Genomic DNA, 23870 nt, shown 5'->3' with positions numbered 1-23870 from the left:
AGGATACCGTGAATGACTCGCGCTTACCCCTTCACTGCCTTTTCCGCCTGCCGAATGAGTTTCATGGCGGTGTCTGCGCCCTTTGTGCCAAGAAGCCTGAACTTCTTGCCTTCCAGATTGTGGTAGTTCACGAAGAACACCTCCAACTCAGTGATCCACTTGCGCGGAAGGTCGTTCAGCTTCTTCACGTTCGCGTACATGTGATTCGCCTCTGCGACGGCGACCAGGCGATCATTGCGAATCTTCTTCTTACCATCGATCTGCTCCCCTTCGATGACGCCGATGAGGCGCGCCATTACCGAGATACCGGGATAGGCAGGCACATCCATCAGGAGCAGGACATCAATGGGATCGCCATCGCCGGCCTTTGTCCGTGGCAGAAATCCGAAGTCATAGGGGAAGGTCATGCCAGCTGGGAGAACTTTCTTCAGCGCGAAGATTTTCCGATCTGGATCGAAGGCGAACTTATTGCGACTTGCTGCGGGCGTTTCAATGATGACCTGAACCAGACCCTCTTTTTTGTCGATCGGCTTTAAGCCGGTTGGATCTGCCAGAGAACTCACGCGCTTACCTCCTGCACGTTTCGTTGGATGGGTGCGCAGTAATAAACGTGGTGTCAGGTTGGAGGAAACTCGTCGCCGTTCAGCAATTCAGGAGAAAAGGAAAACGCAGTGATCACGGCGACCACTGCGTTCTCTTTCTCATTTCCAAGTTCTAGCGGAACAGCAATGGAGTGAAGTCCACCAGGTCATCGCGCCAGACCATCCAGGTGTGCATGCCGGGGGTTTCGCGGGTCTGCACATCGCCCTTGATGTTTGTCTTCGCCCACTTGCCGAAGGCGCGGTTGGCGGGCATGAGCGAGTCTTCCGTGCCGCAGCTCATCCAGAAGAGTTTTACCGGCTGCTGCGTCTTCGCATTCGGGACAATCGCATCGAATCCCTTGTCGAGTTCCGCACCATCCACTGCGGGACGCCAGCCGTTCGCTTCAAAAGCGGGTGAGATGACGGCCGAGGAGAAAGCCCCAACATATGCGAAGGTCTCCGGGTGGTTGAGGCCGGTGTAGATGCTGTGGCCACCGCCCATCGACAATCCTGCAATTGCGCGGTGATTGCGATCTTTTGCGATGTTGTAACGCGCTTCGGCCATGGGGATGACCTCATGCAGAAGCTGGTCGGCATAAAGCTGCTGGTTCTTCCAGATCATGCTGCCGACGCGGTTCCACCCCGCGTGCACGATGGACATGGTGCCATAGCCCAGCGGCATAACGACGACCATCGGCTTGATCTTGCCGTCATGCAGAAGCGAGTCCATGATGAGGTTCGCCTGGCCTGCCTGCGTCCATCCGTTGGAGTCGTCGGAGTAGCCGTGGTTCAGATAGAGGACGGGGTACTTCTCTTTGCGTTTGGCGTCGTAACCCGGCGGTGTGTAGACCCAGATGCTGCGGTAGCCGTCGTCGTCCGCGCTGGGAGTAACAAGCTTTGAGCGGTAGTAGATGTGTGTGACTTCGCCGTGCGGGATGTCCTGCATCTCCCACGGGAGCGGCGTGGCTCCGGGGATGTGGACGACGGTGGTGGGGCTGATGAGGTTGGGGCGGATGTCCGCGTTGCGCGGATCGAGTGTGCGTTTGCCGTCAATGGCGAAGGTGTAGCCGTAGTAATCGGCGCGCAGTGGGCCGACGGTGGCCTCCCATACGCCGTTGTTCTGGTTCTGCTGCATGTCCACGGCCTTGGCCATGCCTTCTACCGTGACCGTGACCTTTTTCGCGTTGGGCGCTTCGACGCGGAAGGTCACCGTGCCGTCGGTCGCAACATCAGGCGAGATGATCTGCGGTGGAGCGACCATGCCCTGCGCGGAGGCGGGAGAGGACGCGGTCTGTGCATGGGCAAGAGGTAGAACAGCAAAACAGGCGGCGGCGAACAGGCTTAGGGGTCGCATGGATTGCAAGTGTAGCGCGTTGCTGTTTTGTGCGTCATGGAAAATGGTTTGGAGTTGCATTCCCTCGGCGGCTGAAGCCGCACTTCGTCTGTGAAGTCCTTAAGCCCTGCCCCCTCCAGGAGAAGACGCACGTTGTGCGTTAGAGCTTCGCTTTGCGAAGCTGGCCCACATCTCAGGATCGAGATGTGGGGCACCCGCTCCCGGTCGCATCGTAGTGGTGCGAAAAGAATGCAGGTCCTTCGGCTCCACTGCGTTTCGCTCAGGATGACGGTCTTCGTGCTTCGCACGAATACCCAGGTTAGCTTCGCGAACCTGGGGACCCGGACTTGTCGCCTGAAAGCGTTTGGCTTTTTTGCTGCGAGAGACTCTGCCGGGATTCTTCGCTCCGCTCAGAATGACGGTCTTCGACCGTACGAGCTTCGCTGGACAAACTAAGAGCTTCGCTGGACGGACTTCGTCCGTTTGAGCTTCGCTTGTTGCGAAAAGCGTAACCCCGCCGATGGATGGCGGGGTTTCGCGTTCTAAACGTGCTGCAGATGTTTAGAAGGGGTTGAGCTTCTTGAGACCCTTCTTTTTCTTCTGCGTGCTGGAGGACTCTTCGTCCTTATCGATCTGCGGCTTCACCTTCTTGGGCTTGCCGTTCTTATCCAGTACAGGAGCCTGACCAGCGGGTGTCTTCTGTCCGGCGACGTCGTTCACGGTCTCCGGCGCATCCGCGGCCTTTTCCACTGCGGGCAGTTCTGTGTTGCTCCGTGGGCCTACACCGGAGATGGTGCCAGCCGGGACGCTGCCAGCGGGCGGCGGTGTGGAGGAGTTGCCAGTGCTGTCCGTGGCTCCGGGCGAGAGGATAGTCACGCCGGTGCTGCGGCTGCCGCCGGTGGAGGTCGGTGTGGCAACGCCCGTCGGGGTATCGGTAAAGCTGCTACCGGCAGAGGTGGGTGCAACGCTGTCTGTAGCAGGAATGTCCTGCAACGAGGCAGGCGCGCTTCCGGCTCCAGCGGTAGTTCCGGCAGCGGGAGCATCGGCAGCAGGAGCTTCACTGGCCGCAGGAGCATTCTTGCCAACGGCTGGCATGGTGGCCTTAGGATCGAGTGCGGCCTTGTAAGCGGCTTCGCTGCGACGGGCCACTTCCGGCGCAACCGTCGCCTTGGGGTCAGACAACGTGGGATCACCGATACGGGCGGTCTGCACGGTGTCCGGTCCGCGGAAGATCAGGCCCTTGGCGCGATTGGCCAGCGTGTATGTCTGACGGCTGTCTTCCAGTGCCTGGCTGGCAGCAAGCTGCTCCGGCGTGGGCTCCGGAATGGGCCGGTTCATGGCGTCCAGACGGTCGCGCGCATCCTCCACGTGGGGCGATGCAGCGTACTGCGTGGCCACGCGAGTGTAAGCAGCAGCAGCCTGATCGTCATAGGTCCTCAGCAGGCGTGCCTTTGCGTCTTCCGGCAGTTGCAGTGTGCGGATGAAGCGCGACTGCGCTTCGTAGGCATCGCCCAGGCTGATGAGCACCTGGTCAATGTGGCTGTAAAGCGGATAGCTGTCGACCACGGTCTGCAGACGTGCAATGCTTGCGACCCAGTTCTCGTGGGTGGCGTAGAACTCGCCGATGGAATGTTCGCGCTGGGCAAGCACTTCCTGCACTTCACGCAGATGCTGCTTGGCCTCCGGAATCAGCGAGGAATCCGGGTACTGCGCGAGCATGGTGCGGTACTCTTCCTGCGCGTGGATGCCCTTGGTATAGTCGCGGTCGGGGCGGTCCATCTGCTTGAAGTAGATGTCGCCGATGCGCATCTGCGCTTCCGCGGCTTCCGGTGCATTCGGGAAGAAGATGATGAAGTCGTGGTATTCGGTTTCAGCCTGTGCCAGCGCGGCGCTGCCGCCTTCGCGATACCAGCTGTCGGCGAACGCCAGCTTGGAACGCATCTGGTATTCAGAATCCGGATAGGTGGAGAGCAGCGTCTGCAGATCAAGGCGGGCGACTTCGAAGCGGCCCTTGTTGATGGCGACCATCGCCTTGTCATACAGCAGCTTGTCCGGCTGCGAGCTCTTGACGTCGCCCAGCGGATTCACCTTCATCTGCTGCTTGCGGGCCTTCTCGCTCTTGACGGTGTCCTTTGACTTGACGACCTTGTCGTCCTTCTTCTCTTCCGTGGACTTACGCGTCTTCTTGCCGGAGTTATTGCTGAGGACGGCGGTGGGCGTCTGGTCGTCGGGTGTGGCGGAGGTGGTTCCCGGAGGAAGCGACTGCTGCGCGCATGCGGAAGCCGCGATACCGCCCATCAAAAGAGCGACCGCAACGCCACGGCGAATGAAGAAGGAACGCGGCAGTGCCGTCTTCCCGAAGAGTGAAACCATGCCTGAAAACCCCTGGGTCCGGCGGCCAGTCTTGCTGCCGGAATAAAGCTCAATTCATTCTAAAGCCTGTTATCCGTTTTGGACGCCTCGGCGGATAAAGCGTTTCATGGGAAGGCCCGATACAAAGAATGCCGCCGTGCCCGAAGGCGACGGCGGCTCGGACAGATGGAGTTTCCCTTAAAAAGTCAGTTTTCCTGAGATTTGCAACTGACGCGAGGACCCAAGGTCGCCAATGGGGAATCGTGTCGCTGTAATGACGCCGAAAGTGGCGCCGCTCTGTGCTGTGGTGCCGGGATTGCCAAAGCTGGGATGGTTAAACACGTCAAACATGTCTAACTTAAGCTGAAACGCGACATGTTCCATGATGTGGGTGTTCTTTGCCAGTGACAGGTCAAAGTTAGCGAAACCGGGTCCCACGAGAGCGTTCCTACCCATGGTGCCGAATCCGGAAGTTGGCGCGTAAAAGGTGCAGCCCGAGGTTACAGCGGTGCAGACCGTGCCGCCGGGATTGTTGTCCGCGCCACCAGAGGCAAACCAGCGAACTGTAGGCGATGTGCCGGAATAAACGTAGTCCTTGCGATATTGCACAGGTTGCAACAACGTGGGATGCTGCACGCCAGTGGTGCCGGTATACGTCGAAGTGGTGATGATATTCAGCGGATTCCCCGTCTGCCACTGCAGGATGCCGGAAATTTGATAGCCCTCCACCAGTCGATTGCCCTTGAATGGCAACTGATAGACCGCGTTTCCAGAGATGCGGTGGCGCGTATCAAAGTCCGACGGGCCATAGTTCAGGTAAGGACGAGTGCTGTCTGTGAATTGCGTTCCTGTGCCGGACCCCAGATCCAGTGACTTGGAAAGCTGATATGTGGCATTCACCTGGAAACCACGTCCCATATTTTTGCGGATGTTCAACCACATCGCGTTGTAGTTGGACTGACCGATGCTGGACGCCTGAGTGACATTGGCGTTCAGGGATGCATTTGGACTGATCGGGCTGCTGGCTGAGATTTTTGTAAAGTTTCGCACAGTGGTGGTCGGGTTGATCTGATTGACATTCAGGCTCTGTCGCAGGTGGCGCCCCACCGAACCGTAGTAGCCAATGGAAAGCGCCATATTCATCGGCAACGACTGTTGCAGATTCAGGTTGTAGCTCTGGATGGTGCCGTTCTTGTAGTTATTCTGTACCGCGCCCACGGAGATGGCCGTTGCCGCGGCAGAGGCATAAAGCGCGTTGAGCGGAATGCTTGGCAGATACGTGCTGCTGCCCTGCGTGAAGGTTCCGGAAGCCGAAGCGGTATAGCTGACGCGGTTCGTGTATGGCGGATTAGCACTCAGCGTGGTCACCAGGCCTGAGAGCGGCTGGTCAGCGGCGATGGAATAACCTCCACGCAAAACCGTGTTGCCCTTGCCGAAAGGATCGTAAGTGAAGCCGAGGCGCGGCATGTAGTTGTAGTTCTGGCTATAAAGGTCTTTGTAACCCGGAGAGCCTACAGAGTTCAGGGTCTGATCCGCCGGATTGAAGATGGTCGCCTTGCCTGCGCCCAGCGTCGGAGTGCCAAACCATTCGAAACGGAAACCGGCCTCAATCGTCAGGTTCGGAGTCACCTTCCATGTGTCCTGCACAAATGTGCCCAGAGCATTACCGAAGACACGACTGGTGTTGGACTGTGGAGTGATGCTGAAACCGGTGGCGCGACCCAACTGAAAATTCTGAATAGCCGTCCGCGCCGGGGTGACGACGGCCCCACCCGTGGTGGTCAGCGCCGCCGAGGGACCGAAGCTGAGCGTGCCCGCATCCAGCGAGAAGTTGGCGTTCAGATAACGGCGATATTCTCCACCGAATTTCACGGAGTGCTTGCCGTGTATGTACGTCAGGGCATCCGATAATGCGCCCAGCGTGTCGATACGGCCAGAGGGAAATCCGCTGGGGCCACCAATGTTAATGCCGGTGGTAGAGATGGTGGTTTGTGGAATGCCTGCCGCAGGCGTTACACCCGCCGGAAAATTGTTCATGCCAAAGCTGGACGCACCCTGGGTGAAGTTACTGATGAAGGAAACATTCACACGATTTGCACCCAGCCGGAACTCGTTGATCAGCGATGGGCTGAAGACGTGCGTTTCGTTAATCGTGGCAATCTGGCGATAACCGGGGCGATGATCGCCGAAACCGGGCAGCGTGTTGCCCTGCGTCGTCGGCTCCGTACGGATGTCTTCCTGAAAGGCATAGAAGCCATGCAGTGTGTCGTTCTGGCTGAAGTTGTGCAGGATATCCATTGTGCCCTGGTCAATGTTGACCGGACCGTTGATGAATCCGGTGTAGACACCACCGGGTGACTCCGGGATGAACTGCATCAGTTGCAGCGAAATGGGATCCGTGACACCTGCTCGCTGCGCATCGGTGAGAACAATGGTGTTCACAGACAGACCCTGATGTTGACGAAGGGCCTCGTAGCTGGCAAAAAAGAAGGTCTTATTGCGCCAGATGGGGCCGCCGACAGAGGCACCGAAGTTGTGACGCTTCAAAGGGACCTGCGCCTGTCCCTTCGGGTTAAAAAAATTACGCGCGTCGAACGAATTGTTACGAACGTACTCGAAGACCTCGCCGTGAAACTCATTGTTACCGGAACGCGTGGATACATTCGTCACCGATCCGGAGTTGCGGCCATACTCCGCCGATGGCGTGGAGTTATTGATCTTCACCTCGGAAGTGGTGTTAATGGATGGCTGGAAGACGATCTGAGCATTGCTGATGTCGTTCAGGTTGATGCCATTGATCTGAAAGTTCACACTGTCATCGCGATTACCCGCCGTAAGAAACGAGAAAGCCCCCACACCGCGGCTAGGCGCCGTGAGATTGCCGCTTGCCGGAGCCGTTACACCGCCCGGAGTGAGCACCGTAAGATCAAGAAAGTGACGGCCATTCAACGGAATCTCCTGCACGGTCGTCTTATCGATGACCTGGCCGACCGTCATGGTCCCGGCATCGATTACAGGAGCGCCGCCTTCCACCTGCACCGTAACGCCCTCTGCGCCGACAGAAAGCTGGATGGGCAGGTCTGCCTTCTGATCCACCTGCAGAACAAATTTCTCCACCTTGAAAGTGGCGAAGCCAGAAGCCGCCACGGTGACGGTGTATTCCCCCGGCTGCAGCGAGGGCAGAACATACTCGCCGCTGTTCCCACTCACTACGGAGCGCTCTGCTCCGGTGGCACTTGAATGAACCGTCACAGTGGCGTTGGGGATCAATGCTCCCTGCGGATCTTTCACAACTCCGGAAAGCGTGGCCGTGGTCTGTGCGTGCGCAACACTGGTTGCTGCGACTGCAATGGAAACATACAACGAACGGGAAAAACGAGTCATGCCTCAGCTCCGGTAACACGGTGTGTACAACGGTCAGCAACAGAACATCGTGCGGTGCAGCAAAACATACACTTCACGCTGGGAGAGCGCGCGTGTGATCTCACGTGGAGATACAGGGGTGCAGCCATTGAAGACAGGAGACTCTTCAATGGCCAACTAATTAGTTTTATTAACGAATTATCGGGAGTGTAACAAATTTTGCTCTGCGCGCAAGCCCACTTCCAAGGAAAGGAAACGCCATTGCTTTGTCGCGGTCTCTGTGGAGCCATCCAGGAGCCGGAAGGCTCCGCAGAGTTTGCGCTATTTACCAGGGGTTAGGGCGGCTCCGGTCAACTGTGCGATGGCGCCAAGCGTCGTCTGCGCCGCATTCAAACCCAGACGGAAATCGTCATCCGTATAGAACGAGTACACGTCAGTGGGCTGGTGATGCTGCGGGTCCCATCCGCTGCCCATCTGCGCGCCGCGTTCCACCTCGCGCAGGCTGAGCGATGGCGTAAGGTCCATGAATGGCGTCGAGTCCGTATTGGTCATGTGCGGGCCCACGTTGGCGGGATAATTCGCAGCGTATTTGTCATCTGCAAGCTGGAAGGTGCGTGCCAAAAACATGGCTTGATCCGCGTACTTTGAGGTGACCTGATACTCAATGTTCACGTCTGCTTCCGGGCGCTGCTCTTTGCTCATGGTGCCGTCTTTGTGCGGCATCCCGTGGTCAAACATCATCATGTCGTGCTGGATCATGCCCAGCCATTTCGGTTCCGGATATTTACCAGAACCCGCCGGTGACTCAATACCCTGCAAGTCCTTGCGTTGCGTGACGTAAGCGCTCGCGCCGTTAAGTCCCGTCTCCTCGTTATTCCAAAGCGCGAAGCGGATGGAGATATCCGTCGTCACATCGGGACTGCTGAAAATGCGCGCCAATTCCATGACCAACGCAGTGCCGGAGCCATCGTCGTTGGCGGCCTCGCCCCAACCAATGCCATCCATGTGCGCGCCCAGAATATACATCTGGTCTGGATGCTTTGTGCCAATCTTGGTGCAGTACACCTCTTCGCGCTCACCGGGTTTGGAAGGTTCAGTATCAAGCGCACGAATCTTTTCATCGGGCTGCTTCATAGGATCGCTGTTCACTGTGTCAGGGAAGATGTTGCCACGGCGACGCGAACCACCGGGACCCGCAGAACGATCAGTGCTGCGAGGCCGCACCGGCGGCGTTGCAGGGGGCTGATACTCGTAACGGATACGCTCGGTGTTGGTACAGCCATAACTCTTGAGCTGCGCCTCAATCCAATCCACAGCCTTGCGATTGCGCTCAGTTCCCTGCCTGCGATCGCCAAACTGCGTCAGCCCCTTGATGGTGGCCTTGTATCGGTCAAGATCGAGCCGCCCCACCATGGTAGCGATAGGGTCCGGAACGCCCGCGGTCGGGGTTGACTGAGCGCAGGCGAAAGACGCGGACAAACACACTACAAAGGAACAAACGAGCTTCTTCAGCATGGAGGGATCCCCTTCTTCTGGTGCGTGTGAGGTTGGATGAGTTTGGCTCTCATCCTAAGGACTCACAACACACCGTGCAAGTAGAAAGGTTTCCTAACTAACCGTTACACCGTGCGGTCTCCCGCAGATCTGGCGACACGGAGGAATTCCTCAGCGTTCTTCGTCGTCTGTGCCTGATTTCCCGGGCCCGCGAAGATGGCGGAACCCGCCACCAGCAAGTCTGCACCGGCGCGAACGACCTCGCCGACGGTATCTGTGGCAATGCCTCCGTCAACCTCAATGCGGAAGTTCAGGTTCATCTCCTCACGCAACGACGCAAGATGCCGCACCTTCTCCACGCAGCGCGGGATGAAGCTCTGGCCGCCGAAGCCCGGGTTCACGGTCATGACCAGCACGTGATGCACGATGGGCAGCACTTCAATGAGCGTCTCGACAGGCGTGGCTGGATTGATGACGACCGCAGGCTGCATGCCGTGTTCGCGGATCTGCGAGAGCGTGCGATGCAGATGCCGACAGACTTCCTGATGCACAATGACCCAGTCCGCACCCGCCTGGGCGAAATCCGGAATGTAGCGGTCCGGATCTTCAATCATGAGGTGCACGTCGAGCGGCAGACTGGTGCAGCGGCGCACGGCGGCCACAACGGGCGGTCCGAAGGTGATGTTGGGCACGAAGTGGCCATCCATCACATCCACATGGCAAACGGTGCCACCGCCACGTTCGGCCGTGGCAATCTCCTCCGCAAGGTTGGCGAAGTCAGCCGCAAGAATAGAAAACGCAAGGTCGATCATCTAAAGCTGAGTTTATCAAGCCGGTATGGTGGAAGAAGGAGGAACCATGTTAACCGGCGATTCACTGGCCCTGCCCGCGGGCAATTTCAAGGCATACCTGTTTGATCTGGATGGAACCATCGCGGACTCCATGCCCGCACATTTCATTGCGTGGACCGATACAATTCGCGCGCATGGCGGCACGTTTCCGGAGAACCTGTTTTACGAGTGGGCGGGTGTTCCGCCGGTAAGTGTGGTGAAACTGCTGAACGAACGTTTTGGCTACACGATGGACCCCGAAGCCGTGGTAGCAGACAAGGAAGCGCAGTACCTGCTGGGCGTAAGCAACATCAGGCCCATCGCCTCCGTCCTGGCGCACATTACCGCGCAGTACGGGAAGATTCCGCTGGCCGTGGTGTCAGGATCGCCGCGTGAAAACATCTTCAAGACGCTTTCTGCGCTGCAGATTCTGGACCGCTTTGAAGCGCTGGTGGGTGCAGAGGATTACAGCAAAGGCAAGCCTGATCCTGAGCCGTTTTTGAAAGCCGCGGAGCTTCTGCGTATCGCGCCGGAAGACTGCCTTGTGTTTGAAGATGCCGATGCAGGCATTGTTGCTGCGAAGGCCGCAGGGATGCAGTGGGTACGTGTGCCGGTGGTATTGCCGGGAGCCGACTCGCCAGCGGTGTAAGAGCTGCCACTCCGCACAGCAGGCAGTGTGCGCCAGATACTTAGCCGCATATAGCCCACAAAACTTCCTGAACCATCCGTATCGCTTTGAAGGGGGCTGGCTTCAGCCGGGCCCCTTCAAGCTATACGTGGATACACCCTAGTTCACGAAGCGGGTCATGCGCACATTCATCACGATACCCAGTGCGAGGAACGTGAAGATGATGCTGGACCCACCGTAACTGAGCAGCGGCAGCGGAATGCCGGTGACGGGCATCATGCCCAGCACCATGCCAATGTTGATGGCGATCTGGAAGATCATCACGGCCGCGACGCCCATGACCAGCAGCGTTCCGGGCGGGTCTTTCGCTGTCTGCGCGTTTTGCACGAGGCGGATGAGGATGAGGAAGTAAAGGATCAGCACCAGCGCCGCGCCGACAAAACCATGTTCTTCGCAGAGCGCCGCGAAGATGAAGTCAGTGTATGGGATGGGAAGGAAATCACCCTGCGTCTGCGTTCCCTTCGTTGCGCCCTTGCCCCAGATGCCGCCGGACCCTACGGCGATCAGGGATTGACGCACCTGGTAGCCGCTGCCCTTGGGGTCGTTCTCAGGGTGCTGGAAGCTGGTCAGACGCGCCTTCTGGTAGGGCTTGAGCACCTTGCCGCTGGTCCATATACCGGCCACCATCACGACGAAGATGACGATGAGGATGGAAGCCTTCTTCCACGAGATGCCGCCGAAGAACAGCCCCGCGACGAGGATGGGCGAATATGTCATGGTGGTGCCGAGATCGGGCTGTTTGAGCACCAGCAGCATGGGGACGCCGATGAGCGCGAAGGCTTTGCCGATGTCTTTCCAGTCAAGCTCTTCCTTGCCGGACAAGCCCCAGAAATAACGCGCCGCCGCCACAATGAGCACGAGTTTCACCCACTCGGACGGCTGAAAGTGGATGCCGCCGGGAAGCCCGATCCATCGCCTGGCGCCAAGGACTTTTTTGCCCACCGCAAGCACCGCAAGCAACGACACAATGCTGATGCCGTAGGCCCAGTGCGCAATCTCCAGCAGGCGGTGGTAGTCGATGAGCGAAACGATGAACATCAATGGCACGGCCACCGCAAGAAAGATCATCTGCTTGGTATGGAAGCCGTGGAACTTGGTATGCATGGTGGCGGAGTAAATCTCGAAGACACTGATGAGGCTCATCAGCATCACGAAGCCAAAGAGCGTCCAGTCAAAGTCACGATAGGCGGAAAAACGGGTCATCTGCGGCTGCGTTCAGTAGGCTGTGTTCAGTATAAGTGCAGCGCGAAGAGACGCAGCTTTGCGCAGAAATTCAGCATTAAGCATCCGTCATCCTGAGCGAAACGAAGCATAGCGTAGTGCAGTCGAAGGACCTGCTTTCTTCTCCCTCATCTGCAATGTTTCAGCAAGACGTGCTATCGGCACAGTGGCAGATATGGACTTTCCGGAAGCATTCCAGAGGAAGGAAAAGAAAGCAGGTCCTTCGGCTCCGCTCAGGATGACGGCCTTTGGCCGTATGAGCTTCGCTGGCGGTTTCATTCCTGGTTGTTGCGAGATCAGGCGCTGGGTCTCGGCTCGTTTGGCTTCAGAGCCACCGGCTGAGGCGAAGGTTTCGCTGCATCCTTCTGCGATGGGACTACAGGCTTCGTGCTGGCGGACGGTTGCGCGGACTTGTCATCTTTTGGCTGGTTGTCCTGATTGGGAGACTGCGGCAATGCTGCCTGCACCAGACGAAGGTTTCCGGCCTTTTTGCGCTGTTTTTCCACGAAGGCGTTGACGACCTGCGCGGCGAGCTTGGCAGAATTGTTGCCCCAGTAGCCGTGTTCCCACAGGACGGCTACGACGATGTCCGGGTTGCGGCGCGGCGTCATGCCCACGAACCATGCGTTGGGCAGGGTGGCCTTATCCGCGGTTCCCTTCTTGCGACCGCTGATGACGTCGGCCGTACCGGTCTTGCCTGCAAAGTCGATGCCTTCGAGATGCGCTTCCGCAGCGGTGCCGATACTGCTTTGGGTCACGTTCGCCATGGCGTCCGTGATGGCCTCCCAGTTTTCCGGCGTGATGTCGATGCGCTTCCTGCCGGTGCCGGGATAGCTCTCCTCCAGCGCCTGCTGCATCTGGGGCTGGAGCTGGTCTGCGATCACCGAGTGGGGCCGGACGAAGACTCCGCCAGAGGCGATACCGCTGAGAGCGCGCGCCAACTGGACGGGGCTGGCCTGCGTGGCGCCCTGGCCGATGCCGACCGAGATGGTTTCGCCCGCATACCACTTGTCGCGCTGTGCCTTCAGCTTCCACTCCGGTGAAGGCATGATGCCAGAGGCCTCGCCGGGCAGGTCAATGCCCGTCTTCTGCCCGATGCCGACTTCGTGCCCATATTTCGCAATCGTGTCGATGCCGAGTTTGTTGGCCAGCGTGTAGTAGTAGGTGTCGCAGGAGTACGGCAGCGCGTTGCGGATGTCCACTGAACCGTGGTGGCGATCGCAGCCGAAGAAGTGGCCGTAGAACGTTGCGCCGCCGTTGCAAACCACGCGGAGATCCTGCGCTGCATTCTCCTGCAGGCCAGCGAGCGTCATGATGACCTTAAACGTGGAGCCGGGAGCGAGTTGCGCCTGAATGGCCTTGTTCATCAGCGGATGGTTCGTGTCCGAGAGGATGCCGTTCCAGTACGTCCGCGAGAGGCGCACCGCGAACTGGTTGGGATCAAAGGTGGGACGCGACACCATGGCGAGGATTTCGCCGGTGTGCGGGTCCATGGCGACAAGGCCGCCGTTCTTGCCCTCCATCACCTTTTCCGCCACCATCTGCAGATCCAGATCAATGGTCAGACGCAGGTCCTTGCCGGGGACGGCGAGTTCTTCGCCCAGCCTGCCGATTTCGCGGCCGTGGCTGTTGACGATGACGTCACGCGAGCCGTCGGTGCCGCGCAGGATGGCGTCATACGCCTCTTCCACGCCGAATTTGCCGACGACGTCGCCCGGTTCGTAGAAGTCGTACTTGGGGTTCTTGAGGTCGTTTTCACTGATCTCACCCACGTAGCCGATCAGGTGGGCGGCGAAGCCGTCGCGCGGGTACAGGCGGCGCTGCTCCTCCAGCGTTTCCAGCTCTGGTAACTCATTGAAATGAGCGGAGATAAACGCCTGCTCGTCGGGGGTAATGTCCTGCTTCAGCGGAATTGGCTGGTATTTCGGCGCGTACTGATAGTGGTGGAGGATGTACTGAAGCTGGTCCATGGGCAGGTGCAGCCCCTCGGCGATCAGCGGCAGGTCGGCGTCGCGCAATTGTTCGCGTAGCAGGAAACAGGTGACGGAGGAGTAGTTGTCGACCAGCAGGCGGCCTTCACGGTCGAAAAGACGGCCACGCGGCGCCAGAATTGGTACCTTGCGGACACGATTGGCCTCTGCCAGCAGGCGGTAGTTGTCCGCACCCAGAACCTGCAGCCTCCACAGTCCTGCGAACAACACCAGCAAAATGGCCGCGATGACATACTGCGCAGCCGCCAGTTTGCCCGGCGAGATTTTCTCATCGCGACGGGAGAAAGTCTGGTTGTTTGCGTCAGTGGGAAGCATGTGGAGACACTCTCATGGACGAGTGTAAAAGCAAAAGGCACGGATAGGATCCGTGCCTTTTACGAGAAATGAAAACTTTCGTGGGAGCTTACGCGGCCTTGGTGGCCAGAGCCTTCACGCGAGCGTTCAGTCGGCTCTTGTAACGCGATGCGGTGTTGTCGTGCAGCACGCCCTTCTGGACGCTCTTGTCCAGGATGGAGACGGTGGCGCGGTACTGCTCGGTGGCAGTCTTGGCATCACCCTTCTGGATGGCCTCGCGCAGCTGGCGCAGCGAACCACGCAGTTTGGTCTTGTTGGAGCGATTGACGGCGGTCTTTGCAATGGTCTGCTTGGAGCGCTTCAGGGACGATACGTGATTTGCCATCGAACTCTTTTCTCTTCCGTTTGCCGCTTGTCAGGGGCTGAAATCTGGTAGCGCCGTCACCATTTTCAGGCCGGCTGCAAGATGGGAGCCTCCGCAGCACGGGTCTGCCGCAGTTTCTCCAACCCTTCTACGGTAGTCGATTTTGGCCAGTTACGCAAGAGGTTCCTACTCTATTTCCACAAAAAGACTGTCAGACCACCGGCCACGATCAACGATCCCCCCACCACCACCGGCAGGGTGGGCGCGGTGTGAAGCAGAATGTAATTCGTAATCTGGAAGACCACGAACAGGGTGGCAATGTAGAGCCCGGTGACGGTGGCAAACTCTACCGGGGCCAGATTGAGCGATGTGCCATAAAGCGCCAGCAGCGCCGTTCCTAACAGGTAGAATCCGATCCGCGTGTGCGGACGGGGCGCCGCGATGGCAATCCGGATGACCGCATCGCCTACCGCTTCAAAGATCGTGGCCATTAAGACGAACAGGAAGACTTTCATACTTTTATGCTCTTATGTTCGCATCCGGCTTCCGGCGGGGACGCTGAATACGCAGGTTCAGTTAGCGAAAACTTTGTTGACGGATGACTATCGGCCGGAAAATTTCCCAGCAATCCCACCCTTTGTAACCGTACATTCATCCCACTGTAAACATTGGGCAACGCGCAGACGGAATCCTCAGAAGCATGAGGCCTGATAAGTTTTTCCATTTTCCCGCGCGCATCGCATTGGTTGCGTGCCTTTCCGCTGCAGCCGCTGGAGCACAGACCACCACGGCACGGCTCACCGGTACCGTAACCGACCCGAGCGGCGCTGCCGTTTCCAATGCATCCATCAGCATCCGCAACCTGGCGACGGGGCAGGAGCGCGTGGTGACCACCAACGGAGATGGCCTGTACGTTGCCGTGTCGCTACAGCCTGGAACCTATGACGTGCTGATCACGGCGGCTGGCTTCGCCAATGCCGAGAACAAAAACGTGGTGCTGGCCGTTGGACAGGAAGTTACGAAAAATTTCGCCGTAGGCGTTGCCGGCGCGGAGACTTCCGTAACGGTAAATGCGGGCAGTCTGGTTGATCTGGATACCTCGTCGGCAAAGATTGGCGCCAACGTTCCCGAGCGCGAAATTAAGAACCTGCCGATCAATGGCCGTCAGATTTCGCAGCTCTACCTGCTGACACCTGGCGCCACCAACACCGGCACTGGCGCATTCGGCGACATCCGTTTCTCCGGTCGCGCTGTGGAGCAGAACATTATCCGCCTGGACGGCATTGAAGCCACCAGCATCATCGATACCTCCCCGGGTAACCTGAACGGCGAACTTCCGTCCCTCTTCCGCCTGCAGCAATCGCTGGAAGCTGTGCAGGAGTTCCGCGTGGACTCATCGAACTACCCGGCAGAACTTGGCACCGGCACCGGCGGCCAGATCAGCTTCGTGACCAAGAGCGGCACCAGCCAGCTGCACGGTTCGGCCTTCGAATACGTCCGTAATGACTTCTTCGACGCGCGCAACTACTTCAATCGCCGCAACGCTCCGAACAACACGCCGAAGTTTCGTCTGAACCAGTTTGGCGGTTCGCTTGCGGGTCCCATCATCAAGGACAAGCTGTTTTTCGCCGCCGTGTATGAGGGTCTTCGCCAGGGCTGGGCAGTTCCCTACTCGTCCACCACGTTGAGCGCCGCACAGCGCGCACAGGTGACTAACCCGGCGCTCCGGCCCCTGCTGGCAGCCTTCCCTATCGCCAACAATGGCGCGGCAGGCCTTATCAACGTTGGCCAGAATCGCATCCAGGAAGACTTCGGTCATATCCGTTTTGACTATCACTTCAACGACCGCTTCAATCTGTATGCGCGCTACAACCGTGATCAGGGTGTGTCGTCGCAGGTGCAGGACGCCTCGCTGAGCCGCTTTAACCAGGTGGAAGTGCCGCAGAACGCTGTGCTGGCCCTGAACCAGGTTTGGTCGTCGCGTGTCTTCAACGAAACAAAGTTCGGCTACAACGGCATCAAGATGCGCGTACAGGGCGTTGCCGGACCGACGGGCGGCGTGGACCTGAGCTCCTCGCGTATCGCGATTGCCGGTCTGACCAACGTTGGCTCGCTGATCTCGCTGTCCAGTTCGTTCAACGGTGTGGGCGCTCCGTATACCGGCCAGAGCTATTCGTACATCGACAACTTCAGCTACGTGGTTGGCAACCACAACACCAAGTACGGTGTTGAGATCCGTCCGCTGTCGCTCTATAACGACCAGGTTGGCGGCACCACGTACACCTACAACTCGTTCACAAACTTTGCGAACAACGTGCCCGACCAGATCCAGTTCTACGGCACGCTGAGCGACAAGAGCCCGTTCACCGGTTTGAGTGGCAATGCACAGGTGAAACAGAGCTACTACATTGCCTACGCGCAGGACGAGTGGAAGATCAAGCCGAACCTCACGCTAAGCTACGGTCTGCGCTACGAGTACTACTCGCCGCTGCACGAAGTGCGTAACAAGAACGTGGTGTTCGACATGGTTGCAGGAACCATTTACCCCGGCTATAAGGGTGACTGGTTCAAGAGCACACAGAACTTCGGGCCGCGCCTTGGCCTGACGTACGCTCCGACCATGCTGCATGAGAAGACCGTCTTCCGTCTTGGCGGCGGATGGTACTTCGGACCTGGCCAGACGGAAGATCAGATTCAGCCGGAAGCCAACGATCGTGTGACCCGTACCTTCACCAACACGGGCGGCACGGCCACCAGCGGTAAGGTTTACCCGATCAATCCGCAGACAGACGTCTACGCCAACTACGACATCAATTCGCCAACGCTGGGCTACCAGCCGCGTGCGTATGCTCCGAATTACAAGGTGCCGGAGAAGATCGTCAGCTACACCGCCAGCGTGCAGCAGCAGTTGCCGGGCAACATGCAATTCATGGTCGGTTACGTGGGATCGACGGGACGCAACCTGTTCCTGCGCTCCATCACTAACCTGATCACCAATGTGACCACCAACCCAACGACCGGCGCAGGCACGGCCATCCGCCAATTCGGCAACCGCTTCGCGGAAGTCGATTACAAGACCAGCGGCGGCGTGGACCAGTACCACTCGCTGCAGACCTCGCTGCAGCGCCGCTTCACCAGCGGTCTGTCGCTGGGCCTGCAGTACACGTGGGCAAAGGAACTCGGCACCTCTTCAGGATCGAACGAAGCCACTACCGCCCAGGAACCTCTCCAGATCTACGGACAGACGCCTGAGTACGGTCGCGGCATCAACGACATCCGCAGCAGCCTGAATGCGACTGTTCTGTTCGATATTCCGGTGGGCAAGGGCAAGTCGTTTGACCTAGGCAGCATTGGCAACTCGGTTGTGGGTGGATGGCAGATCGGCAGCATCGTCAACTTCCACACGGGCGTGCCGATCGATGTGCTGATCACGCGTCCTGACGTTGCCTACGTTGGCAATGCCGGTACAGCGTACGCTGGCCAGACCTTCTCCAACCCCATCGTTGTGGGCGGCGTGGTGCAGACCACCGCTGTGCAGAACGTGCCGGGTGGCGGCAACAGCCGTAACGTGCGCCGTCCTAACCGTGTGCCGGGCGTAAACCCGTACCTGAAGAACGGCCTGCAGTACCTGAACCCTGCCGCCTTCACCACGCCGGCGGCGGGTACCTTCGGCAACCAGCGTCGTAACGATATCAGCGGTCCGAGCCTGACCCAGCTGGATATGACCCTGCAGAAGGAATTTGCCCTGACAGAACGCTTCCACTTCAAGTTCACGGCAGACGCCTTCAACATCCTGAACCACCCGAATTTTGCCAACCCTGGCAATGTTCGTCTGGCACAGGTCATTCCGTCGACTGCAACCGGTGGCGCACAGCCTGGAACAGCCTTCTCAGTGGGCACAGGCGCAAATGGTGCAGGTACGAACTTCGGTACGTACTCCGCTACCGTGGGCAACCAGGTGGGCCTGGGCGCACAGCGTCAGATCCAGCTTGCCGGACGCCTCACCTTCTAAGGACGTTCACGGAACCACCGACTCCCCGGCCGGGACCCGAAAGGGTTCCGGCCCTTCTTTTGCACAGGATGCCGGAATCTTCGGTTGTTCATGGCTTTTTTGCTGTTTTGTTGCTTGACGATGGTGTGTCACAGCGCTATTCTCAGCGCAACTTCGACTGATTTGGTGATACTCGCCAATTCGATCCGTTCCACCAGACACCGCATTCCCGTGGTGCGTGGAACTCAGTCGGTCGAGGCCTCTCCTGCATCTAATTCCTGGCAAGTAAATTTAAATTCAACGCACCCCAGACCCATGGAGGCATAGCGCACATTGGCCAAGATCCTGCTCGAAATCACGCCCCATACGGAAGCTCTGTTCGGGCTTCGTGACGAAAACCTGCGGTGGATGGAGAGGGAGCTGGACGTATCGATCGATCTGCGATCGAACGGCCTGCTTGCGGAAGGAACGGACGAGCACGTGGCGCTGGTGGAACGCATCTTCGAGGACTTTGAAGCTCTGCGTCGCAGCGGTGTGTCGCTGGCCGGACCGGAACTCCACGCACTGGTGAAGCTGGCCGTGGCCGACCCATCATCCAGCCTGAAACAGCTTGTGGACAGTGGTCGTCAACGCACCGCCAACGGCGTGAAGCGCATGGTGAATCCGCGTTCGGCCAACCAGAAAAAGTATGTCGAGGCCATTGAGCAGAACGACATGACCTTTGGCATTGGTCCTGCCGGTACGGGCAAAACGTATCTTGCCGTGGCGATGGCTGCAAGCGCGCTGATGGCGAAGAAGGTGGAGCGCATTATCCTGGTGCGCCCTGCTGTGGAAGCAGGCGAACGGTTAGGTTTCTTACCTGGTTCGTTGCAGGAAAAGGTCGACCCGTATCTGCGTCCGCTGTATGACGCGCTCTACGATCTGCTGGAAAAAGAGCGCGTGGATAAGCTGCTGGAAAAAGGCATCATTGAAGTGGCCCCGCTGGCCTTTATGCGTGGCCGTACCTTGTCCAACGCCTTCATCATCATGGACGAAGCGCAGAACACGACCAACGAACAGATGAAGATGTTCGTGACGCGCCTGGGTATGAACAGCAAGGCCGTCATCACCGGCGACCTGACGCAGATTGACTTGCCCAATCCGAAACGAAGCGGACTGCTGGAAGCCCTGGGCGTGCTGGATGGCGTGGAGGGCGTAGGCTTCTGTCACTTTGAAGACAAGGATGTGGTGCGCCATAACCTGGTGCAACGCATTGTTCGTGCCTACGAGACACATCAGCGTGAGCAGCAGCTTTCGCTGGGGCTGGAAGGCGGCATCGACGTTCCGGCAACAGAAACGAAGCCGACCGTGCGCAAAACGCAGTAACTTCGCATCAGAACAGGTAGCATGAACAGGAGAGGGAGTTTCCCTCTCCTGTCTGTTTTCTCTTTAGTACGCGAGGCGCATTGATCGTTACAGAACCTCCGAGTCGAACGGATGGCACACAACCTTCGCTGCAGAAGGCGGCACTTTCACGTTTTCTGAAACGTGCGCAAAAAGCCGCCGGGCTGGACGGCGAAGTGACCGTGCTGCTGGCGGACGACGCGCGATTGAAAGAACTGAATCGCAACTTCCGCGGCAAGAACAAACCCACCGATGTTTTGAGCTTCCCTGCTTTTGAAAATGAAGAAGGCTACGCAGGCGATCTTGCCATCTCGTTAGATACAGCGCAGCGGCAGGCGGACGAACACGGGCATTCGCTGGAAGATGAACTGCGAACGCTGATGCTGCACGGCGTTCTGCATCTGGCCGGATACGACCACGAAACCGACAAGGGCGAGATGCGCGCACTGGAAGCGGAGCTGCGCGAAAAGCTGAAACTGCCGACAGGACTGATTGAACGCACACTGTCTGCTCCTAAGAAACGCGCGGTAACAAAAGCGAAGAAGACAGCAGCAAAGAAAAGCTCGGCGAAGGGGACGCAGAGATGAGCCCTCTTCTCTTCCTGTTCTCCATCGTGCTGTTGTTGGCGGTGCTCACACTGTCGTCGTACGCGGATCGCGTGTACAGCGAGATGGGCAAGTTCCTTGCTCGCGAATACCAGGAAAATCTGGATGCATGGACAGAGCGCATGGAGCCGCGATTTGGGCTTTCACGCGATTCGGTTGCGCTGTCTGCCTCCATTCTTCGGCAGGGTTCATTGGCTCTGCTTGCCCTGATTCTGGGCGTGCACCGCGCACATGTGGGCGGTGGATGGCCTGCGTATGCAGAGACGGTAGTAGAGCTTGCGCTGATCATCATTGTGTTTGATCGCATGTTGCCGCAGGTGCTGTTTGCACGTACCCGTGGCGACTGGGTTTCCAATGCGCGTATTCCGTTGCAGGTGCTGTTCTACCTGGTCCTGCCGTTGACGCTGACGCTGGGGCTGCTGGAATCCATCGTTTCGCTGGCCGAGCCGGACAACGAAGAAGCAGAGGAACATCCCGACGAAGGTGTGGACGCTCTGCTGGAAGCCGGTGAAGAAGAAGGCATCCTGGAGGAGAGTGACCGCGCACTGGTGCGCAGCGTGGTGGAGTTTGGCGACATGGTGGTGCGCGAGGTGATGACGCCGCGGCCAGAGATGTTCACCGTGCCGGAGAGCATGACACTGGCAGAGTTCACCGCAGCGCTGAATGAGAATGCATTCTCACGCGTGCCGGTTTATCGCGACACCGTGGATGAGATCACCGGCATTGCCTTTGCGCATGACCTGCTGCAGATCACCGACGTGGATGCGAACACCCGCACAGTGCGAGAGATGCAACGGCCTGCGGCGTTTGTGCCTGAGCCAAAGAAAGTTAACGAGCTGCTGCGCGAGATGCAGAGCGAGAAGCAGCACATGCGCATCGTGATTGATGAATACGGCGGCGTTGCAGGACTGGTTACGATTGAAGATTTGATTGAAGCCATCGTGGGCAACATTGAAGACGAACACGATGAAGATGCGGAAGTGCTGGAAGAAGAAGACGGTTCATGGATTGTGCCCGGCAGCATGGATGTTGCGAAGCTTCGCGACCTGCTGCAGAAAGATGCCGACGAGGACGAGCGCGAGCCGCTGCGGATGCGCACCGATCTGGAAGCCAGCACCGTGGGCGGTCTTGTTTCGGAGCTTGCCGGACATATTCCGCATCCCGGTGAAGTAATTGAAGAAGACGGGTTGCGGCTGGAAGTGGTCAATGCCACATCGCGGCTGGTGAAGCGCGTGCGCGTGAGCCTGCTGCCGCCCGAGGACCTTACCGAGAACTAAAGCTGGTTTATTCCGGGCTGTGCAACAACTCTGTTTTGTATTTCGGAGCTAGTTCGGCAGCCTTTCTGCGAAACAGTTCGTCCTGTTCGGGCGTCGGCCTGGGAGGCGCCTCTATACGGCTCTTCACTGGCACGCCAAGCTGCAGAAAAAACTCCTCCTGCCCGGCGGGAGAACACAGACAAAGAAGCCGCACCGGCTTCGACGACGCATTGCGGAAGACGTGCGGCGCATTGGCCGGAATGTGTACGGTTTCTCCCGAGCGTGCGGTCTTAGCCTCTCCTCGGAAGACAAACTCCAGTTCACCATCCATCAGGATGAAGGTCTCCTCGAAGTCATGGCGATGCGGGCCGGGACCGCCGCCGGGCGGGATGTGCATGTCAATCAGGCAGAATCGACCTGCGGTATCTTTCCTGCCAAGCAGGATGGTGTAGGTATCGCCCACAATGCCGATATGCGGGAGGGAACCGTCATCGGACAAAGCCAACACGAGCGAGCGGGCGAGATCATCTGGCGGCAGAACGGGTTGTGTCAGCAGATTCCAGTCCATTTCGAGTTCTCCTGCACCATGAGATGCGCTGCGGCATACACTGGAAGAGATGGCATTTCGCGCAGGTTTCGTCTCTATTATCGGTCGCCCCAACGCAGGCAAGTCCACCCTGCTGAACGCTCTCCTTGGAGAGAAGCTGGCTATCGTCACGCATAAAGCGCAGACCACGCGCACACGCATCCTGGGCGTTCTGGAACAGCCGGCACGGTCGAAGACGAAAAGCCGTGAAGCTCTGCCTGCTGCGCAGATTGTTCTGGTCGATACACCGGGCGTGCATAAGCCCAGCACGCAGCTTGACCGCCGCATGATGCAGGAAGTCCACGATGCGCTGGAAAGCCGCGACGTGGTGCTGTTCCTTGTGGATGCGACGCATCGCATTCACGAGCCCGCGCCGCGCGTGGAAGGCAAATCGCCTTCGCCGGGTGAAGACAAGAAAGCGCTGAGCGCTGCGGAAGATGCGTTTGCGTTGAGCATGTTGCGCAACGTGGAGTGCCCGGTGGTTCTTGTATTCAACAAGATTGACCTGGTAAGGCGTGAAGACCTTCTTCCGCTGATTACACACTGGACGACGAAGTTCGCTTTCACGGACACGGTACTGATCTCGGCCGCAAAGAAGGACGGTTTGGATACTCTGCTGGATCGCATTGTGGAGCGTCTTCCGGAAGCGAACCGCTATTTCCCTGAAGACCAACTCACCGATCAGCCGATGCGCTTCCTTGCAGCAGAGCTGATCCGCGAAAAAATTCTGCTCTTCACCGGCGAGGAAGTTCCTTATGCCTCCGCCGTTGTGGTGGAGAAGTGGGAAGAGCCGGGGCCGCAGCGCAAGCCGAAGAAGGGCGAAGAACCGAAGCTGCCGGTAACGAAGATTGCCGCAGCCATCTTCGTCGAACGCAGCGGGCAAAAGGCCATCCTCATTGGCAAGCAGGGCGCCATGCTGAAACAGATTGGCACCGCAGCCCGTAAAGAGATCGAAACTCTCCTGGGCACGCGCGTTTTCCTGGAACTGTTTGTGAAGGTGAAGGAAGACTGGCGCTCGAAGAAGGGCTTTGTGGAAGAGCTGGACTGGCGGCGTCAGTTGGAATCGTTGCAGGTTTCGCAGGCGTTTAAGAAAGAGCATGAGGCCTAAGTTCCCTGCTGTTTCCGACGAGATGCGTCGCCGCTCCGTGATGCTGGAACACGAGGCGCGGACATGGCCGGGCACACGCTGCGGCAAGATGTTCGGCATGGTGAGTCTGTATCGCAAAGACGCCATCTTCGCGCTATTGCCAGCCACGCGAGCGATTGAGAACCCGAACTCAATTGCACTGCGACGTCAGAAGCCCATTGCCGGCAACACGCACAAGTGGGATATCTTCCCTGTTGCCAGCGACAAGGAACTGGGCGCAGCATTGGAGCGACTGCGAAAAGCTTATGAGGCGGCTGGCTGAGTATCACCCTGCTCTTTCCTCCTCTGCTATGCTTGCTTCGCGCCTATGACTGTCTCCTGCCGCTAAGTGATTTCGCACGCTCCGCTTCTTCGCGGTGCATGTGATGACCTTTGTCCGCAACCCATCCTG

General features: G+C 58.3%; 18 protein-coding genes. 7 read left to right on the top strand and 11 right to left on the bottom strand.

What is annotated here, in order from left to right:
* Nucleotides 1-23: 23 nt before the first annotated feature.
* The 6 genes from AB6729_RS17595 to rpe all read right to left on the bottom strand — a co-directional run bounded on the left by AB6729_RS17595 (nt 24) and on the right by rpe (nt 9935).
* A complete protein-coding gene (locus tag AB6729_RS17595) occupies nt 24-563 on the bottom strand; it encodes an inorganic diphosphatase (protein WP_371082965.1) in 540 nt (179 codons plus the stop codon).
* A gap of 151 nt (nt 564-714) precedes the next feature.
* Nucleotides 715-1935, bottom strand: coding sequence for an esterase (locus AB6729_RS17590; protein ID WP_371082964.1), 1221 nt, complete (start codon nt 1933-1935; stop codon nt 715-717).
* A 540-nt stretch (nt 1936-2475) separates the two neighbouring features.
* A complete protein-coding gene (gene bamD / locus AB6729_RS17585; RefSeq protein ID WP_371082963.1) occupies nt 2476-4287 on the bottom strand; it encodes an outer membrane protein assembly factor BamD in 1812 nt (603 codons plus the stop codon).
* Between the two features lie 177 nt (nt 4288-4464).
* Nucleotides 4465-7650, bottom strand: a complete 3186-nt coding sequence (locus tag AB6729_RS17580; protein ID WP_371082962.1) for a carboxypeptidase regulatory-like domain-containing protein — start codon at nt 7648-7650, stop codon at nt 4465-4467.
* A 300-nt stretch (nt 7651-7950) separates the two neighbouring features.
* Complete coding sequence (locus AB6729_RS17575; RefSeq protein WP_371082961.1) at nt 7951-9144, bottom strand: M28 family peptidase; 1194 nt, start codon at nt 9142-9144, stop codon at nt 7951-7953.
* 104 nt (nt 9145-9248) lie between these two features.
* The gene (gene rpe, locus AB6729_RS17570; RefSeq protein WP_371082960.1) at nt 9249-9935 is read right to left on the bottom strand and encodes a ribulose-phosphate 3-epimerase; all 687 of its coding nucleotides are present in this window, start codon (nt 9933-9935) and stop codon (nt 9249-9251) included.
* Between the two features lie 46 nt (nt 9936-9981).
* On the opposite strand from rpe, the gene AB6729_RS17565 reads away from it, so the two are divergent.
* Nucleotides 9982-10602 carry an HAD family hydrolase gene (locus AB6729_RS17565; protein ID WP_371082959.1) on the top strand — a complete coding sequence of 207 codons (621 nt, stop codon included), beginning with the start codon at nt 9982-9984 and terminating at the stop codon, nt 10600-10602.
* Nucleotides 10603-10740: 138 nt separating this feature from the next.
* Here the strand turns inward: AB6729_RS17565 and rodA are convergent, their stop codons facing one another.
* From rodA to AB6729_RS17545, 4 genes are all read right to left on the bottom strand, one after another.
* Nucleotides 10741-11844, bottom strand: a complete 1104-nt coding sequence (gene rodA / locus AB6729_RS17560; protein WP_371082958.1) for a rod shape-determining protein RodA — start codon at nt 11842-11844, stop codon at nt 10741-10743.
* Between the two features lie 314 nt (nt 11845-12158).
* Nucleotides 12159-14168, bottom strand: a complete 2010-nt coding sequence (mrdA, locus tag AB6729_RS17555; protein ID WP_371082957.1) for a penicillin-binding protein 2 — start codon at nt 14166-14168, stop codon at nt 12159-12161.
* An 88-nt stretch (nt 14169-14256) separates the two neighbouring features.
* Nucleotides 14257-14532 (bottom strand): 30S ribosomal protein S20, encoded by a 276-nt coding sequence (gene rpsT / locus AB6729_RS17550; RefSeq protein ID WP_371082956.1) that lies wholly within the window; start codon nt 14530-14532, stop codon nt 14257-14259.
* A gap of 170 nt (nt 14533-14702) precedes the next feature.
* On the bottom strand, nt 14703-15026 hold the full coding sequence (locus AB6729_RS17545; protein ID WP_371082955.1) for a hypothetical protein: 324 nt from the start codon (nt 15024-15026) through the stop codon (nt 14703-14705).
* Nucleotides 15027-15211: 185 nt separating this feature from the next.
* Here AB6729_RS17545 and AB6729_RS17540 point away from each other — a divergent pair, with 185 nt between their 5' ends.
* The 4 genes from AB6729_RS17540 (at nt 15212) to AB6729_RS17525 (ending at nt 21767) form a co-directional block, all read left to right on the top strand.
* Entirely contained in the window at nt 15212-18523 is a 3312-nt protein-coding gene (locus AB6729_RS17540; RefSeq protein WP_371082954.1) for a carboxypeptidase regulatory-like domain-containing protein, read from the top strand.
* Between the two features lie 312 nt (nt 18524-18835).
* The gene (locus tag AB6729_RS17535) at nt 18836-19867 is read left to right on the top strand and encodes a PhoH family protein (protein ID WP_371082953.1); all 1032 of its coding nucleotides are present in this window, start codon (nt 18836-18838) and stop codon (nt 19865-19867) included.
* An 80-nt stretch (nt 19868-19947) separates the two neighbouring features.
* The gene (gene ybeY, locus AB6729_RS17530) at nt 19948-20472 is read left to right on the top strand and encodes an rRNA maturation RNase YbeY (RefSeq protein WP_371082952.1); all 525 of its coding nucleotides are present in this window, start codon (nt 19948-19950) and stop codon (nt 20470-20472) included.
* On the top strand, nt 20469-21767 hold the full coding sequence (locus AB6729_RS17525; protein WP_371082951.1) for a hemolysin family protein: 1299 nt from the start codon (nt 20469-20471) through the stop codon (nt 21765-21767). The genes ybeY and AB6729_RS17525 overlap by 4 nt, the downstream gene beginning before the upstream one ends.
* Before the next feature lie 7 nt (nt 21768-21774).
* Here AB6729_RS17525 and AB6729_RS17520 read toward each other — a convergent pair whose 3' ends face one another.
* The gene (locus AB6729_RS17520; protein WP_371082950.1) at nt 21775-22314 is read right to left on the bottom strand and encodes a cupin domain-containing protein; all 540 of its coding nucleotides are present in this window, start codon (nt 22312-22314) and stop codon (nt 21775-21777) included.
* A 49-nt stretch (nt 22315-22363) separates the two neighbouring features.
* Between AB6729_RS17520 and era the strand changes: the two genes are divergently transcribed.
* Complete coding sequence (gene era, locus AB6729_RS17515) at nt 22364-23440, top strand: GTPase Era (protein ID WP_371082949.1); 1077 nt, start codon at nt 22364-22366, stop codon at nt 23438-23440.
* Nucleotides 23430-23741 (top strand): hypothetical protein, encoded by a 312-nt coding sequence (locus AB6729_RS17510; protein ID WP_371082948.1) that lies wholly within the window; start codon nt 23430-23432, stop codon nt 23739-23741. Before era ends, AB6729_RS17510 begins: the two co-directional genes overlap by 11 nt.
* Nucleotides 23742-23870 lie beyond the last annotated feature (129 nt).

It is taken from the genome of Terriglobus sp. RCC_193 (assembly GCF_041355105.1).
Classification (GTDB): Bacteria; Acidobacteriota; Terriglobia; order Terriglobales; family Acidobacteriaceae; genus Terriglobus.
The sequence above is the reverse complement of the archived record's forward strand: the minus strand, read 5'-3'. Positions and strand labels throughout refer to the sequence as shown.